Genomic DNA, 16,403 nt, shown 5'->3' with positions numbered 1-16,403 from the left:
CCCTCCATTTCCAATTTTTTACACGAAAAAAGGACCGCCACCGAAGTGACAGTCCAGATTTCTTATTCCTCGTGGTTTTTCTTTTTGGTATACCAGAAGATTCCGGCAATTCCGCCCACTGATAAAACGAGAAGAAGGATTGGCAGCCAGATGTTAGTGTCATCTCCTGTTTTCGGAGATTTTACATAACCGCCAGTCGGGATCCGCTCATTGGTAAGCTCTTTTGTGATCTCAATTTCTTTTGTCTTATCATCTTTGTACTCAAATACAACGTTTTCCTCTTTCTCACTTCTTACATAACCTTCCGGTGCTTTGGTTTCCACCAGGATGTACTCGATTTCTTTTTTCATCTTTCCATCTTTATAGGTCGCGATTGGAATGTCTCCGCTTGTGGCAACGCCATCTTCATCTGTGACAAGGGTTGCCACAGCTTTTCCGGATTTCTTGATCCGAAGCTCAAACTCTGCTCCGGCAAGAGGGGAGCCATCTTCTGCATCGGTTTTCTTAAGAACCAGTTTTCCAACCGGGCGGGCATCTTTCATTTCCGCCTTCTGGATTTCCCCAGTATCTTTGACCTCAAAAGATACCTCTTCTGCAATCAGGTACCCATCCGGTGCCTGTTCTTCCCGAAGGGTATATGTTCCAACCGGAAGTTTCTCCACCATATGCGGATCTTTATCAGATACCCAGCTTTCTACTACTTTTCCATCTTTATCCAGGATAGTCAGCTTCGCACCTGGGACTTCCTTGGAATCTGTCATGTCTGTCTTACTGATTTCTACTTTTGTCACATCATCCAGCATCTGGTGCTTCTGAACTTCGGCTGTATCTTCCACTTTAAACTCAATGCTCTCTGCAGTGGTATAGCCGTCTGCTGGTTTGGTTTCCACCAGGATGTAGGTTTCCCCTACTAACAGGCCGCGTATCATATGAGGTTCTTCCGTAGAAATCCACTCTTCCACAACAGTTCCAGTGGAATCTAATACCTGTAAGGAAGCGCCTGGAAGCTCTTTTCCATCTGTTAAGTCTGCCTTGGAAAGCTCTACAGAAGTCTGCACATCCTCAAAGGTAAATTCATAAACAGCCTGGGTGGTTTTATCACCCTGATACTCAAAAGTAAATTCCTGGGTTTCGGTCGCACGCACATATCCGTCTGGTGCATAGATTTCTTTCAGGTAATACTTGGCACGGATCGGAAGATCTGCAATAAAGTGGATCCATCCGCTTTCATCTGTGGTCTTCAACTCAATGATGGTATCCTTCTCAATCAGGACTTTACCGCTTGCAGATGTAATGTCTTTCGCTGCAAACAGTCCAAAAATGGCTCCGGAAAGAACCTTGTCGCTGTCTTTTTCTTTTTTCAGAACATTAACCTGCACCTTCTGGCGACGGTTCTGCCAGTCTGCACTATAGGTTACAACCGGAGTGTCCTGGTCACGGTAGGTAAGGTCCACGTATCTTGGCTCATCATCTAATACATATCCATAGGAGGTTTCTTTTTCAATTATGTAATATTTACCAAGAGGCAGATTGTCAAGCTCTGCAATACCCGTTCCGTCGGTTGTAATGGTACCGATCAGCTGATCTTTTGTATAGTAGTTTTCACTGACACCATCTGCTGCCTTTATGTCCTCAGCTGCGTACACATTAAAGGAAACATCCATCAGGCTTCCAGTTACATAGCTAAAGAAATGTTCCACCATACCTTTTGCATTGTCAAGCAAAGTTACATCATCTAAAAACTCACCTTTTTTATTTACCAGAAGGCGGGCAATCGGCACATCATCTTCCATCTTTACCTTCTGTACCTCAGCGGTATCGGAAATCTTAAAGGTGATATCTGTTGTGCGTAAATAGCCATACGGCGCGATCTGTTCCCGGAGAGTATAGGCCTCCCCAACCTTTAAACCTTTAATCACATGCGGCTTGTCTTTCTCTGAAATCCAGGAATCGACCACTTCGCCCTTTTTATTCAGGATAATTAAGGATGCACCGTCCAGTTCCACGCCGGTAGTCAGATCTGCCTTTGTGATTTCCACGGTGGTTGGCTGGTTTTTCTTGGTGGCTTTTAATTTGATTACTTTTACATCCTGTCCCTGGTAGCTGGCATCAAATTCCAGGATTTCATCCGAGGAAACATAGCCATCCGGTGCCTGAAGCTCTTTCACATAATACTTGCCAAGCGGCAGGTCCAGGGTAATCTGTGCCAGTCCATTTTTGTCACTCTTTACCTTCTGAAGCAGGGTATCTGCCTTTACAATTACCTTATCGCCGGAATAAATGTCATTATTGTTATAAATTCCAAATTCGGCACCTTCCAACTTTTTACCAGTTTCGACATCCTCTTTCACCACTTTAAGTTCTACCTTCTGGCGCTTATTGGAAAATTCCATGGTTTCTTCCACAACAGAAGTATTCTGGTCTTTATACAGGAAGGTGATTTCCTGACTGTCCGAATTAATGACAAACCCGGTTGGTGCTTTGGTTTCTACAACACGGTAGGTGCCAAGGGGCAGATCATTTAGGATGGCCTCTCCCTTTTCATCTGTGGTAACCTTCTGGATCAGGGTATCTTTTGGATAAATGACAGTGCGGTTGCCCGCTTCATCCACCTGATGATCCGGGGTATAAATATCCTCAGCAGCGTAGATGACAAACTCTGCACCAGAAAGGGAAGTTTCCTCGTAGGTAAAATCTTTTTTGAACGATTTTAAGGTTTCACCGGTTTTGTGGATTACCAGCTTTCCTTTTGCCGGATGGTTCTCATAGACAACCGTAATGATTGCATCCCCAGTTGTAGAATCCATCTGGTAAGCAGTGTTGCTGTCCACCTTGATTTCTACATAATTGGTATTCTGGATGTAACCATCCGGTGCTGTTACTTCCTCAATGCGGTAGTTTCCACATTTTAAGGCACTTGGCAGGATCAGATAACCGTTTTCATCAGTAAAATAAGATTTATGGGTAACGGTACTTGGATAGGTGGTCGTCTGCTCCACATATTTTCCTTCATCCAGGTCGTAAATCTTAAACTCGGTGTTTGCAACCAGGACCGGCTTCTTGGTTTCATCATCCTGTTTAATGATTTTTAGTTTTGCAGAAAATTCATCGTCCAATAACACTCTCCAAACCTGGGGTTCTGACTTGTTCTCGCTGATCACAACCGTAAAATCATCAACAGGTTTGAAATTATGAGGGGTAGTGGTTTCCCTTACGATATAAGTTCCATAGGGAAGGGGAATGGTGCAGGCATAACCTTTTTCATCCGTAAAGATTTCCGTCTTTCCATCTTCAGTTAATACGACCGGAACTGCATTTTCAAAATCATAGGAGCCATCCTCTTTTGTATTTAGGTTGCTCACCAGATAGGCCGAAAATCCGGCACCCTTTAACAGATCCGCATCTGTTTTTCCGTTATTTGCAGCCTTAATCAACTGGAACGGCTGTTTTTTTACATTCTCGGCAACTGTAATGGTACACTCGATTTCTTTCACCTGGTCACCTTCATAGCTGCCTTCCACATCATGCTCTTCTTCATCCAGGACATAACCTGCAGGCGGAGTAATCTCTTTTACATAGTATTTTCCAAGATAGAGACCGGATACACTTGCATTTCCAGCTTTGTCGGTGGTAAGTGTCGCAACCTGGGCGTCTTTTGGATAAAGAACCCCGCTGCTGCCATCTGGGTAACCAATTGCTTCCCTTGCATATAGGCCATAAACAGCACCTTCTAAAGTTGCATCTCCCTGTGCGTTCTTTCCCGTCTCACTGTCTTCCTTTGTAAGATGGATATTCACACGGACGCGCTCATCTGTAAAAGTATGTGTAAATTCTACTTTTTTCTCTTTATCCCCTGCATAATTAAATGCAAAGGAATAAACATCAGAAGTATTTAACACGTACATCTGGGGTGCCTGAAGTTCTTTGATATAGTAGGAATTGTTAACCGGAAGGTCTGCGGTATAGCCTGCTTTTCCATCCGTACCAGTAGCCACCTTTTCAATCAGGGTGTCTTTTCTGACGATCACATTCCCGTCTGCAGATACAATATCATTCCCTGCATACATTCCAAAAACAGCACCTGCAAGCGGCTGTCTGGTTTCCCCATCCTGTTTTACCAAAGATACGGAGGCTTTTTGTCTGTCGTTGGTAAAGGTAACCGTGCTAAAAGATACTTCTTCGTTTTCACCGGCAGCTGACAAGGTTACGGTTTTGGATTCGCCTGTGCAGACCAGCTTATCCGGTGCCTGTGTTTCGGTTACCACGTAGGTTCCTATGTTTAAGTTATCAAGGGTTGCACTTCCGTCTTCACCGGTTGTCAGACCTTCTTTTACAAGGGCACCATTCTGATAAATGGTAGTTCCATCTGCAGCCACAATGTCTGCTCCTGCATAGACATTATATACCGCACCTTTTTGCCTTCTTGTTTCATAACGGAAGGTTACCTTTTCATCCGTTACATCTGCACCGGTTAAAACTTCACCCTCTTTATAAACGGTAAGAGAAGCCTTTTTTTCATCGTCCAGCAGTTCCTTGGTAACTTTGCTTCCCATGACAAGGGTCACATCATGGGCAGTGGCATCCACAAGATAGCCGACAGGGCTTGTGATTTCTTTTAAATAAACCACATCCTGGGTTTTATCAATGGTAACAGAAGAAACACCGTTTTCATCTGTCGGAGGCATTTCCACAATCAGGTTCTGGCAGGCTTCATCACCATACACGCCATAAACCGCGCCAGCTAAAAGGGCATTGGAACCTCTGTCTTTTTTTATGATTTCAATAGTTGCCTGCTGAAGCCAGGTAACGGAAAAATCAACGTATTTCTCATCGTCCACACCCTCGCCGAATACCAGGGCCAGGTTCTGGGTTTCAGTACCTGTGGTTACTTTATATGCGGAAAAATCCTTCGTAATATAACCCTTCATAGTGGATTTCCAGGAACCTGCAACGGCTGTGGCCTGATTCAAGGGTGCGGATAAATAAAACGTTGTTCCACCATATAATTTTATACTGACTCCGGCAGCACTTGCTTCTCCTGTATCCACGTTATGGAAAACCACGCCAGATGGAAGCTTCATGGTAATGTTCTGTAAGGAATCCGCTTTAAACTTGATTTCTTCGGTACGCTGCTCATTTCCATCTATATAAGCAGTTACGTTGTCATTGGAAAACTCCATGGCAACATCTGGGATATCCGGCTGTGCCATACAATATTCATAAAGTTCCATGGCAAGAGCCTGTCCGGTAGAGTTTGCCCCGGAAAAAGCATCGTCACCTCCGCTTGCATAAGAAACCGCAAGATGGGTAATGACAAACTGTTTTCCTGCGGAAAAATCCGGATGCTCCTGTTTGAAAAAGCCATTTACACCAGAAGCTTTGGTTCCGTAGTAGCACACTTTTGCAAGCTTTTTACCATCCCCAAGTTTGGTAATCTTATACACACCATCCCCAGGGCTGTTTTTCGAGGGCTGAATACAATAAGCGGTTGCACTGACATTGTCAAATTTGACCGTATATTTATAGGTCAGATAACTGCCAAGCCCATAATCACTGTAGTAATAGCAGGTTCCCCTTGTCACATCCACATCGGTTCTGGTGCTGGCATAGGTAGCAATAAAAGAAACCGTTTCGCCCTCTTCCAGGCTTAAAAAATCAATTTCCTGTTCCTCTGCCTGCTCTAACACTTCGCCAAGCGTCAGGCCAGTTTCCGGATCTACGGTAACCTCTTCCTCGGCACGCTCCAGTTCCGAATCAAACTCCTCTTCTGGTAAAATGTCAGAGGCAAAGCCATCGTCTTCGGATATAGTCTCTTCGGACTCTGTAGTGTTACTATCTGGATTCTCACTTGGGTTCACAGTTTCATCGGAAATTTCTCCTTCTTCTGGTACCTCTGTCAGATCAGACTCCTGGCTTTCCTCTTCCGAACGAGCTTCCCCGACCACGACCGGCTGTTCTGGCAAAGGATCGGGATCCTCGCTGTCCCCTGACTCTTCTGTACCAGAATCTCCTGCTGCCTGAGTCTCCGGCTCTTTTTCCGTTACTGTGATGGTCCTGGCAACCAGATAAGAATCCCCCTCTTTTGGCGTAATCCGGTAGACACATTTATAGGTTCCTGGTCTTGCCGGATCAAAATTGGTTCCGTCCTCCATAGCTGCTTTTTTCAGCTCCGCTTTATCCCCGTCCTTTAATCCCAGTCCGGTAAAATCTTTCTGGACATCAAAGGCTGCTCCCTGCTCGATTTCAAGGGCAAGGGAAGGATCGGAGGTCGTTTCCGCAATCAACTCTTCCTCTGATTTTTCTACCATCTGTTCGGATACGGCTTCCTGCGCCACCTCTTCCTCTGCCTCTGCGGATACTGCAAAAGTACCTGTCGAAGTGAGGCTGCTGCAGCACAGCACAAAAGCCATTGCACCCGCAAGCCATCTTTTTCTCTTAAATTTACCCAATGTTTTTCTCCTCTCCTGCTTGGTAATGGTCTGTCCCTGGTACTTATGAGGTATGGTCTGTCTCGAATTCCCATCTGTGTTTCTCCTTTCCTCTGGCTTATTTAGCCAGATAAAAAAGGATCTGAATATTTTCAGACCCTTTTTTATCTGATTAAATCAGGAAAACCGCTCTTTTTCCTGTGGTGGTTTCCTATAAAGCCAGTCATCCACACCTTTATAATTTCCAAGCCACAAGCCTTTTTCATCTGTATCCCAGCTGATTCTCATACAGTTTAGGTTCATTGTTTCACACATCTCATATAGCTTCAGACAGCCTTTACGGATGGTATCCCGCTTTCTTCGCTTATGGGAACACTCCTGTTTTTTTAAGAGTCGTTCCGGCTTCTCACACCAGATACACTTTTCCTTGCAGTCACAACGACAGGTAAGATTCATCATCTTATCCATGTCCATACACTCATACACGGTTTGTAAGCCCCTGCTTTTTAATTCCATCAACACCAGCTGCAGGCTTTTGTAATTTCCCACACCGGGGATTCCAATATAGGGATATCCACTTCTCATGCTGGCAAGTTCAGCCTTTAAAATTCCTTCTGTCACCCGGATGTTCTTCTGAACCGGGCTGATATAACCGGATATCCCGGCCGGACTGCCGCTTGAAGTTCCACCCTCAAATCCGCTGCTGGTAAACCAGATGTATTTTCTTTTGTTCACCGGATGGTCAACCCGGATCTGAAACCCTTTTATTTTTTGATTCAGGGAATACACAGGGCACAGGTAGCCTTTGTTTCCTTCATAAAAAGAGGCTTCCCACTTGCCATCCCGGTTCCGGTAAAAGCCTGGAATTCCATCCAGCCGGATTCCTTTTTCTTCCAGTTTTTTGGCAAGGAGCCTTGCATTTTTAGGTTCCACGCTTTTATATCCTTTTTTCTCCAGTTCCTTGATTTCAAAATCCGTAGCACCGCGTCTTTTAAAGTCAGCTTTATGCAGATCCTGAAGCTGCATAAGGGCAATCATCTGACGGTACACAAAATCAACATACTCCGGGGATCGTTTGGGGACAGATGGTTTTCCTTTATAGCGGCTGGTTATCTTTTTGGGTTTGTTTCCAGCTCCCTGACTGCCAGTTTCCAGGCGGTTTACAATATCCTGATAGGCCACCTTACACCGATCTTCTCCATAAAGCCCCATAATGTCCGCATACAGGGTAAGCATATTTCCGCCCTGCCCGCAGTGGAAACAATGAAAAACGTTTTTGATCTCCCCATTTTTACTGATGCAAAAGCTGCATTTTCCTCTGGTATCGCCACAATAGGGACATTCCACCGGAAACTCCTGATCCGATCCTCCATCCAGGCACCGGATGGACAGTAACCACGCCACTTCTTTTATGGTAAATGGATGTTCGTACATAATCCCTCCTAAAAAATGTGGCTCCATTCTCCCGGAGCCACAATACGTTTACGCTGCAAGTCTGTTCTGTTTTTCATGTGCCACAATCATCTTCGCAGCATTTACCATTTCCACGTTGCTGCCGTAATAACCGGTTGCCATCCATCTGACCGTGTCTGCCCCTTTTGGGGTTTCCATCATCTCACCCAGCGTCTTTCCGCTAAAAAGGCCAAAGTTACACATTACCTTTCTGGCACGTTCCAGCTTGTCTTCCTCTGATTCCATACTGGATTCTTCGTCTGTTCCCTCTTCCTCATCATCTGCAAAGGGGTTTTCGTCTTCTGCACGGACAAAATGAAACTCTTCTTCCTCGGTTTCACCAGAAATTTCTTCCTCTTCTGCTTCAAAACGCTCTGTATCTTCGAACGCTTCGTCCGGCATCTCATCTACTGTTTCCTCTAAGGGTTCCTCATTTGTACCAAGCTTTTCTTCTTCAGACTCGTTTTCCTCCAGGAAACTCTCTTCCATATCTTTTTCTTCCATGCCAAACTGCATCTGGCCAGGCAGATTTTCATCCTCCTCTTTGCGTGCATCCCGGATCTCGTCAGGACTGATTTCAAGATCAAAAGAATCATCCGAAACCGTAACAGCCTTTTTGCTGCTTCTGCTGTTTCCATTACGAACGGTCTTCAAGGTAGTTTCTTTTTGCTTCAAAGACTGCCCGGTTTCTTTTGTAGAAGCGAAAGCAGAGTCAGATTTCGGGGGATTTTCAGACTCTTCTTTGGCTTCCTTCTTCTTTGGCTCTGTCTGCACCGCATTTTGGTCCTGTTTTTTTACAGGTTTCTTTGGTTCCTCACTCTTTTCCTCTTTCTTTTTTGTTTTATCGCCGTCCGGAGCTGGGCCTCGCATATCCGGATCCTCGGTGGTCGCCTGGACGATGTTGAATTTATTTAATAAATAATACTTCAGTCCGTAGCTCCAGGCTGCACCTTTGGCTTTGTCCGGAACCTCATTGGTTCCGACTACATGAATATCACTGTAATTTTTTTCTTCAGGATGATCTGCATTTGTCCAGCAAAGCTTTAAATCCGCTTCATAACGCCACATATTGCCAAACGGTGTCAGATAGGCTGGATTTCCAGAAGCATCCAGCTGCGTGGATGCTTCACCAAGGACCTCAAAATCCACGCCGTATTTATTTAAGGCAGGGGTGAGGTATTCATAGACATCATCCAATCTCACAAAATCATAGGGCACCTCTTCGCTGTAACGTTTTCTTAACAGCTTTGGCACCATCTTTCTTATTTTAATCATTTTCTGAGTCAGGTTCAGATACGCATATTTACCCATAAATTCAGTTCCTCCTTATTTTATGCTGCACCTTTTTGCAGCTCTTTCATTTCTTCCCGCACACAGCCAATGTAGATTCTTTTTTGCGAAATCTCCCAAAAAGATTCCGAAAGCCACTTATCTGCGATCATTTTTACAGCCTTCTTCGCATGGTTCAAGGTGTAAAGAAACATCACATCCGTATATTCCATCTGCGCTTTTTCAAAGGTAAAGCTTGGACTGTAAAACAGCTCCTCAGGCTTTATTCCAGCCTCCAGGAATCTCTTGGAAGTTTCCTCTACCTGTATCCGGTTTATATTTGGAACAAGGCTGCCCTTCTGGTGCTGGTACTTAAGCAAAAGCTGATCCCAGTTTGTATCCATCATGTTTTTCACCAAATGGGTAACCTTCATTTCCACCTCTTTCTTCAGACTTTCTTTCGTCGGAAAAAGAAAATCGGCAGGTATCCCGACCGCCTGATAGAATACAGAATCTGCCTCATACAAAGAATAATCCGGCAGATAAAGTATGCTGCAAAGCTTTGGTTTCCGAAGCTGTAAACAATCCCTCCAAGGAGAAGCTGCATAAAATAACATGCAGTTTTCTTCCTGGCACTTTATGAATAGCTGGCTATGAAACTTTTTAATACTGTGTACCGGATCCTGTATCCACGAAAGTAATTCCCTGGATTTTTTTGCTTCCATAACCCAGTCCGGATACTGCATATGTTCCTCCTTCATACAAAAAGACAGGGGTTCCTGCCTTTGTCATTATTTAATATTTAATTTCACCTGGCATATCAAGCTCATGCCAGCGTTTGCTTACACAGGCTGCCACTTTTTCCTCCAAAAGAAGTAGTCCTCTCGCATTCGTTTCCTGCTGCCTTGCAATGGAAATCACATCACAGATCCCGCAATAGATTTCGTAGGCACTACAGGGGACATCCCCTGCTGCCGCCCGAAAACGCTCTACCGTTTCTGCAATCAGCTTTTTGGAAAAACCAGCCTGCTTCATAACGCCGATCATGGCATTGGCAGGATGGTTCACCCAGATTTCACTAAGCCGCAGGACTTCCTGCAGGGCTTCCTTATAGTATTCAAAAATAGAAGCCATGTTCTGGTTGAAGTCTTCGGTACCCTTGCAGTTTTTGTGACGCACTTTCAAGTTTTCTCCCAATACAATATATTGGTTCTGAACGGACACCGTATAGAAGATATTGGCTCCTGAACTTCCCACATCGGAGGTGGTGATCCGGACCGAAGCATACAGCTCTCCGTTAAAAGTCTTCCCATAGCGTTCCAGCAGTTCCTTGTAGGCTTCGGTCAGTCGCCGGTCTCTTAGCTCCCAGGTCGCATTTACCAGATTGTGGTCCGCACATCCGGATTTAAAAGACGCGTATTCAAAATCGCTGTAGATATAAGCCCCTGCAATTTCATAGACCTCTGGCATGGACAAGATAGAATAGTCTTTTTCGTCGCCAGACAGGACTGCCCGCACCTTGCCTTCACAAAAGCGGAGCAGGGATTTTCCCCTGGAGACCTTCAGACATTTGTTCAGGATATAGGCAAGTGTTTCTTTGTCTAATTCTGCAAGCGCCTTTCCGTCTATCCTGGCCCTGCCTTTTAAGCTTTTGATGGCAGATATGCCAAGAAAACAGCTGCGGTCTGGGGTTTTAATCAGCAGCCCGGAATTATTTATGGTATCCTCTTTTAAATATTCCAGATTGATATTCCCAATCGGGGTGCAGGTACTGTCCTTCGTAACCGCTTCCACTGTCAGATCCTTGCTTTGTGCCCGGAACCATTCGGCCCGTTTTTCCACATCATCCAGATACTTGTAAAAAGCGGATTCCTCTTCAAACGTTACATTAAAATCATCCTTATAGTACATAGCCCCTCCTTTTGCATTCAGGACAGGAGCTTTACTTCAATGGACTTAATTCTTCCATCCGCAATCTGGAATTCATATCCATCTTTTGCCATATCAAGCAGCATTCCCAGTTCTAACAAATTTACAGCATCCCAATTTACTTCCTGCATAAAATGTTCTCCTCTTCTTTCTTTTTCTGTTATCTGGCATTCCTTTTTTCCATTTTGACCAGTACGGTCTCTTTGATTTTTCTCATTCTGCTTCCTCCTTTTCTTCATTTTGCAACAAAAAAAGACACCAAAAGAATTCCTATCTTTTCGTATCTTCCAATGTTCTAACTTATTTGCTGAGTTTAGGGCGAACCGCCCAAAAGAGATTCATCCGGAATGTCCGGATCTAAAATATAAGATCAGCCATAGATGACTGATAAAATATGATTTCATTTAAAGGTTACCACAACATGTTGTGGCTGTCAAACACATTTTTTATATATTTTGTGTTTTGTGTTTCAAAATTTGTTTTCTTTTATGCCTCTTCCTCTACCGAAAGGGGAAGGATATTCATTGCAAGTGCCCTTCCATTTTCGTCCGTTCCAACTTCAAACTGTACAGGCTGCTTGCCGGAAAGCATTTTAAAGCCTTCCATCTTGATCTGGGAGAAATGTGCGAAGTAATCCTCGCCATCCTCCCCGGTTACAAATCCGTAACCTTTTTTTGCGCTGAACCATTTCACGGTTCCACATTTTGTTTCCGCCATATTGCATAGCTCTCCTTTATACATATTTTCCATGCGTTTACATGGAAACAGGGCGGCATGGACTCGAACCATGCCTGGTACTCCCTGCCCCGGATTACTCTTTTACTTCCTCCACTCCAAAAAAATTTCCAAAATCAAAAGCTGCATCCAACCTTCGAATTCCTGAGAATGCATGTGCATTCTGGTTAAAATAAAAGCGGTAGTCTTTTCCATACATGACAACTGTCTCTTTATTTAACAGCAGCTCTGTGGTAATCCCATCATCCCCTTGCACCAGAACCCTCTTAAAACCATCAAAAAGAAGTTCCGCATGGATCTCTGTCACAGTTCCTTCCACCACCTCATAGGATTTTGTAACTGCCAGGTAATAAATATACCCCGCATACCCAATTCCACAGACTGCCAAAAAAACTGTCCATCCCACAAATCCAGCTGATTTTTGCGCCAGACCAAGGGCACAGCCTCCATACAATAAGAGAAACGATAACAGTAAGGTATTCACAATTCTCTTTTTAAAAAAGCCCGGTATCCCGGTATAATGTTCTCTGTATTTTAGGTACTGCTCAGACAGCCATGTTTTCCATTTCTTCTTTTTCTTCAAGGAGACCTCCTTCTTGGATGCAGCTGATTACAAACTGTTTCTTCTTAAATAGGGAAACCAGGATCTGCATGAATTCCTGCAAGACCTGTTTCTGAACGATCTTTCGTTCTTCCACAGACAGGGGAACGGCACCCGCCTGTCTGGTTAACTCTGCCAGATGATAAGGAATATAGCCACCACCTGCAAGCTGCTGTAGAACCATTCGCTCTTCATAGGTAAACACGGGCCTTTTAAAAGCCCGCAATGCGATTTTCAGTCCTTTTCCAAGTGCCAGATCGTCTGCAAATGCGCCTAACCGCTCTGAAAACGAATCCGTGACAGGCGATATCACAGATTTACTAAGAAGGAGCCACAAGGCTTCCTCCTTACTCTCGCCATCACACTCCGCTACCAGACCACGTTTTTTCAGGCGCCTTAAGCAAAACAAAAAATCCTCTTCATCCGCCCACTCAGTTGCATGTGCTTCCCCAAATGTAATACATAAGACACGGTACATCTGGGAATAAATTTTATTTTCCGCACAGAGGCTCCAGGTAAGGGCCGCCCACAGCATAGCTTCCATCTCTGTGAGCACCTTTTCCTGACCGCCAATCTTTACCAGAAGCCTGCCCTCATCATCTTCCATTTTGCATCCAATGGCTGTGTACCATTTCATAATCCAGTTCCTCCTAGTGTAGCTTCATAACTTCCAGGAGTTTCGGAATCACATAACAGGCAATCATTCCTGCCACAATGCAGACTTCGATATTTGGTTTTCGAAGGTTCCATACCTCCTGGTTCTTCGTTCCAATGATTCTGGTTTTTCCAGGAACATTCCAGCGGAGCTTCCTATAAAACTCCGTAAACCTCTGATGATTAAATCCAAACGAGCGGACAAGGAAGATCGTCCGGTCCTGCTCTTCCTCGTCCAGAAGGAAAAAGCTCTCCCGGTTTTCGTTTTCGTCCAACACAATGTAAAATTCCGGGATTCCTCTGCGACTGCCTTCTACGATTCTATCAATCTCCTCATAAAAGATCCGGCAGCACTCATAATGCCCGTTTTTTTCCGGCTGGCAGACTGCCAGGCTGAATTCATCCAGCTCCATGTAACAGACTTCCGCTTCCATGATTCTTTTACTGATTTTGTTTGACTGCCTTAGAAGAAGAAAAATCCCAAGGAAAAGTGCCGCACACAGATATATGAGATCCCAGCATCGGATCTGGAAAAACAGAAAATAAGCCGCGATTCCCTCTATAAGGGAGCTTGCTCCGATCAGTACAAAATACCGTTCCCTTAGATCCATCAGGTGGTAGACATCTTCCTCATCCGCCTGCATACGCAGGATATTTTTTCCATTTCTCATGCTGCCATTATTTTCTTCTCGCAGGAAGAACTTCGGTTCGTTTTTGCATATTGTTCCATAAGTATATTACACTCCCGGATAGTTTCCTCACACCGGTACTCGGAGAACATTCCAATGTGCATGTCCTTTTCCCGCAGGCACAGGCGGTTCTGCAGCCAGATATAAGCACCATGTTTGGTCATGATGCCAGCCTGTACCACCTTATTTAACGCCCGGTGTGCTTCAATCCGTTTATGGCGAAGATCCCCATTTGCCAGAGTTCCCATAGGCCGCATACTCTTTTTATGGACTCCAATATAAGAATCACAGGATGGGTAACCACTGCAAACATACAAATAGTTATCAGGATTTAAATTACGCTCACCATAAACATACTCTGCTGGACGCAGCACCGCCAGCCCGCCACAGTAGGGACAATACAGTTTTTCATTCTGCTGTTTTTTCTTCATTTTTGCCATTTCATTCGTCTCCTTTCCTGTTTGTCCCGATTTTAAAAAAATCGCATTTTCTGTGTCAATAGGATTTTCGTTAGTTTTAATTTTTATTTATATCTTTTAATCAGCCTTGTGATAATCCCTTCTGCGACTTCGTAATTATCGTTAATTCTGGTCACTACAATTCCGATTTTATCTCCCTTTCCCGGAAGGGTTGGCATGTTGCACGAATGTGCCACGGCATTCACCCCGATATCAAGCCTCATAAAATACGTGCCTTTATAAACTTCTGTGATCACACCTGTGTACTTGCCCTGACGGTGGCATTTCCGAAGATTATCTTTATTGAGATTGGCCGTCGGGGTTTTGGCATCCACTTCCACGCTAATCTGTTCTGGTTCCTGACCATCTACTTTATTAACCATAACCTGGACAAGGTCACCAACCTGGAATTTTTCACTGGCATCCAGCATCCACTCCCAGGCCATATCACGCGCCCGGACGGATACTTCCACACCAAACACCTCCAGGCGTACTGCTTTTGGTGCTACTGCGATCACCCTGGCTTCTGCGATTCTTCCGGGATACAGGAGCGGCTTCTCCCCTTCTTCTCCAATGTAGAAAGTCTGACGCTTTTTCAGCATGGCATCCTTTCGTGAGGCTACCACACTCCGGCTTTTGGTATCCAGATCCTTGATAATGAAATCAATGTCACAGCCAAGCATGTTGTTGGCAATACGAACCTGGCGGTTTAAGGTGTCTGCGTTCTCCCGGCCGTCTCCGCTTAAGTTAATCATCATTTCATTCATCGGGATGATAATACGAAAACCGTTGTAATAAGTTACTGCAACCATCCAGCCGCTTTCCAGCTTCTCAATACCACCAAGCTGGCCTGTGAGTACCTTTCTGGTACGGTGTGCATTAAGTAGCTGGTGCCATCTGGTATCCTCCTGCTCCTGTGCGCTCTCCACCTGTGCGTCAACGTCGATTGTTAAGACACCTTCATAGGCTGCGCGTGGAATTTCTTTTTCCGTTACTTCTTCAATTGCTTTTTTTGTGTTCGCCATGTGTTGCCCTCCTATTATTTATACGACAAGAAGGCACAAAAAAAGCAGCCTGCATAAACAAACTGCTTTTTCGTGCCTTCTTTTTACGAGTACCATTCTATTATAAAGAGAATCTGAAGTCAATATTATGGATGTTGCAATCGTGTCGCATTTTAGTTGCAAATAAATACACTTGCTAATATTGGCTGCAAAAATCTTCAAAAGTTCAAGCCTAATAAATTTTTTATTCCAGTAAATTCTTATAACCAATCTCCCAGGTAATTATTTATCTCCTAAATTTCACTATTTTTTAGAAGATATTTCAATCATTAGGAGATAAAATCACCATCACCCGAAAGGCAATACCTAAAGGATTCCATTTCGCGTATATTTGTCAGTAAATATATTGATTAATTAGTTGATATTTTGCAGGTATCTGCTATAATACAAGTAAAGAAAGGAGTTGACGATTATGGCATCTGTTATGAGTGCAATTAAAAATACGGTTCCAATCAGCCAATTTAACCGTGGCCTTGCTGGAAAAATTTTTGAAGATGTGAAGCAGAGTGGTGCTAAAGTCGTAATGAAAAACAACGTTGCAGAATGTGTTCTCATTTCCCCTGAAGAATACGTCCGTCTAATGGATGAGGTAAATGATGCTCGTCTTCTTGCCGTTGCTTCTGAACGTATGGCACACTTTAATCCTGCCACTTTAATTTCTGAGGAAGAAATGAACCGCCGTCTTGGTATTACAGAAGACAATCTTACCGGTTTTGACGAGGTAGACATTGAATGAATTGGAAACTAGAATACCTTCCTGAAGCAGAAAAAGACTTAAAAGACCTAGATGGAAGTCAGCGTATTCTTGTTCTGAAGGCCATCAAAAAAGTTCAGCAAAATCCACTGCCTGTTGAAGAACAAGGTTATGGAAAACCGCTTGGTAATCACAGCAGTACTAATCTTGCCGGACTTCTGAAAATCAAACTCCGCTCTGCTGGTTTGCGTGTTGTATATCAGCTTCGCCGTACCGAATCGTCTATGATGATTATTGTAATCGGCGTCCGAGCAGACGAAGAAGTATATGAAATTGCTCAGAAAAGAGCGAATAAACACAATCTTTTTGATTAACCTGCACCTTTTTAAGTGATTACATTCATCTGTATAAAGCTTTTGTTAATACACAA

The 16,403-nt window shown here is 44.1% G+C and carries 14 protein-coding genes; 2 read left to right on the top strand and 12 right to left on the bottom strand.

The features are described 5' to 3' along the window. Positions 1 to 62 precede the first annotated feature (62 nt). From AB5706_RS13065 to AB5706_RS13010, 12 genes are all read right to left on the bottom strand, one after another. Positions 63 to 6,449, bottom strand: a complete 6,387-nt coding sequence (locus AB5706_RS13065) for a SpaA isopeptide-forming pilin-related protein (protein ID WP_368366124.1) — start codon at positions 6,447 to 6,449, stop codon at positions 63 to 65. A 156-nt stretch (positions 6,450 to 6,605) separates the two neighbouring features. Continuing rightward, on the bottom strand, positions 6,606 to 7,862 hold the full coding sequence (locus AB5706_RS13060) for a hypothetical protein (RefSeq protein WP_237925508.1): 1,257 nt from the start codon (positions 7,860 to 7,862) through the stop codon (positions 6,606 to 6,608). A gap of 48 nt (positions 7,863 to 7,910) precedes the next feature. Next, positions 7,911 to 9,191, bottom strand: coding sequence for an ERF family protein (locus AB5706_RS13055; protein ID WP_237925507.1), 1,281 nt, complete (start codon positions 9,189 to 9,191; stop codon positions 7,911 to 7,913). A gap of 20 nt (positions 9,192 to 9,211) precedes the next feature. Further along, positions 9,212 to 9,895, bottom strand: a complete 684-nt coding sequence (locus AB5706_RS13050; protein WP_215661276.1) for a hypothetical protein — start codon at positions 9,893 to 9,895, stop codon at positions 9,212 to 9,214. Positions 9,896 to 9,944: 49 nt separating this feature from the next. After that, positions 9,945 to 11,060 (bottom strand): hypothetical protein, encoded by a 1,116-nt coding sequence (locus AB5706_RS13045; protein WP_118580588.1) that lies wholly within the window; start codon positions 11,058 to 11,060, stop codon positions 9,945 to 9,947. A 17-nt stretch (positions 11,061 to 11,077) separates the two neighbouring features. Beyond that, the gene (locus AB5706_RS13040; RefSeq protein ID WP_255610563.1) at positions 11,078 to 11,209 is read right to left on the bottom strand and encodes a hypothetical protein; all 132 of its coding nucleotides are present in this window, start codon (positions 11,207 to 11,209) and stop codon (positions 11,078 to 11,080) included. 355 nt (positions 11,210 to 11,564) lie between these two features. Continuing rightward, on the bottom strand, positions 11,565 to 11,795 hold the full coding sequence (locus tag AB5706_RS13035; RefSeq protein WP_173718706.1) for a cold-shock protein: 231 nt from the start codon (positions 11,793 to 11,795) through the stop codon (positions 11,565 to 11,567). Between the two features lie 94 nt (positions 11,796 to 11,889). Beyond that, positions 11,890 to 12,396 (bottom strand): hypothetical protein, encoded by a 507-nt coding sequence (locus AB5706_RS13030; protein WP_195700035.1) that lies wholly within the window; start codon positions 12,394 to 12,396, stop codon positions 11,890 to 11,892. Then, complete coding sequence (locus tag AB5706_RS13025) at positions 12,359 to 13,051, bottom strand: hypothetical protein (protein WP_195700036.1); 693 nt, start codon at positions 13,049 to 13,051, stop codon at positions 12,359 to 12,361. Before AB5706_RS13025 ends, AB5706_RS13030 begins: the two co-directional genes overlap by 38 nt. Positions 13,052 to 13,064: 13 nt before the next feature. Further along, positions 13,065 to 13,739: a hypothetical protein gene (locus AB5706_RS13020; RefSeq protein WP_252210595.1), complete on the bottom strand. Its 675-nt coding sequence runs from the start codon at positions 13,737 to 13,739 to the stop codon at positions 13,065 to 13,067. Beyond that, a complete protein-coding gene (locus tag AB5706_RS13015; protein WP_215661278.1) occupies positions 13,736 to 14,197 on the bottom strand; it encodes a zinc-finger-containing protein in 462 nt (153 codons plus the stop codon). The genes AB5706_RS13020 and AB5706_RS13015 overlap by 4 nt, the downstream gene beginning before the upstream one ends. 83 nt (positions 14,198 to 14,280) lie before the next feature. Next, positions 14,281 to 15,240, bottom strand: a complete 960-nt coding sequence (locus AB5706_RS13010) for a S1 RNA-binding domain-containing protein (RefSeq protein WP_118580573.1) — start codon at positions 15,238 to 15,240, stop codon at positions 14,281 to 14,283. A 451-nt stretch (positions 15,241 to 15,691) separates the two neighbouring features. Here AB5706_RS13010 and AB5706_RS13005 point away from each other — a divergent pair, with 451 nt between their 5' ends. Then, on the top strand, positions 15,692 to 16,015 hold the full coding sequence (locus AB5706_RS13005; protein ID WP_173718701.1) for a type II toxin-antitoxin system Phd/YefM family antitoxin: 324 nt from the start codon (positions 15,692 to 15,694) through the stop codon (positions 16,013 to 16,015). After that, positions 16,012 to 16,347, top strand: coding sequence for a type II toxin-antitoxin system RelE family toxin (locus AB5706_RS13000; protein WP_118580567.1), 336 nt, complete (start codon positions 16,012 to 16,014; stop codon positions 16,345 to 16,347). Before AB5706_RS13005 ends, AB5706_RS13000 begins: the two co-directional genes overlap by 4 nt. Positions 16,348 to 16,403 lie beyond the last annotated feature (56 nt).

Origin of the sequence: Ruminococcus sp. RTP21484sp1_RTP21277st1_D2_RTP21277_210401, from assembly GCF_040924225.1 — a bacterium.
In the GTDB taxonomy this organism is placed as follows: domain Bacteria; phylum Bacillota; class Clostridia; order Lachnospirales; family Lachnospiraceae; genus Blautia_A; species Blautia_A faecis.
Note: the sequence above shows the minus strand (reverse complement) of the source record. Positions and strands in the feature narration are given on the sequence as shown.

Coding starts and splice junctions, on each gene's coding strand:
- AB5706_RS13060 (WP_237925508.1), bottom strand. CDS start 7,862: ATGTACGAACATCCATTTACCATAAAAGAAGTGGCGTGGTTACTGTCC.
- AB5706_RS13055 (WP_237925507.1), bottom strand. CDS start 9,191: ATGGGTAAATATGCGTATCTGAACCTGACTCAGAAAATGATTAAAATA.
- AB5706_RS13050 (WP_215661276.1), bottom strand. CDS start 9,895: ATGCAGTATCCGGACTGGGTTATGGAAGCAAAAAAATCCAGGGAATTA.
- AB5706_RS13045 (WP_118580588.1), bottom strand. CDS start 11,060: ATGTACTATAAGGATGATTTTAATGTAACGTTTGAAGAGGAATCCGCT.
- AB5706_RS13040 (WP_255610563.1), bottom strand. CDS start 11,209: ATGCAGGAAGTAAATTGGGATGCTGTAAATTTGTTAGAACTGGGAATG.
- AB5706_RS13035 (WP_173718706.1), bottom strand. CDS start 11,795: ATGGCGGAAACAAAATGTGGAACCGTGAAATGGTTCAGCGCAAAAAAA.
- AB5706_RS13025 (WP_195700036.1), bottom strand. CDS start 13,051: ATGAAATGGTACACAGCCATTGGATGCAAAATGGAAGATGATGAGGGC.
- AB5706_RS13020 (WP_252210595.1), bottom strand. CDS start 13,739: ATGAGAAATGGAAAAAATATCCTGCGTATGCAGGCGGATGAGGAAGAT.
- AB5706_RS13015 (WP_215661278.1), bottom strand. CDS start 14,197: ATGGCAAAAATGAAGAAAAAACAGCAGAATGAAAAACTGTATTGTCCC.
- AB5706_RS13010 (WP_118580573.1), bottom strand. CDS start 15,240: ATGGCGAACACAAAAAAAGCAATTGAAGAAGTAACGGAAAAAGAAATT.
- AB5706_RS13005 (WP_173718701.1), top strand. CDS start 15,692: ATGGCATCTGTTATGAGTGCAATTAAAAATACGGTTCCAATCAGCCAA.
- AB5706_RS13000 (WP_118580567.1), top strand. CDS start 16,012: ATGAATTGGAAACTAGAATACCTTCCTGAAGCAGAAAAAGACTTAAAA.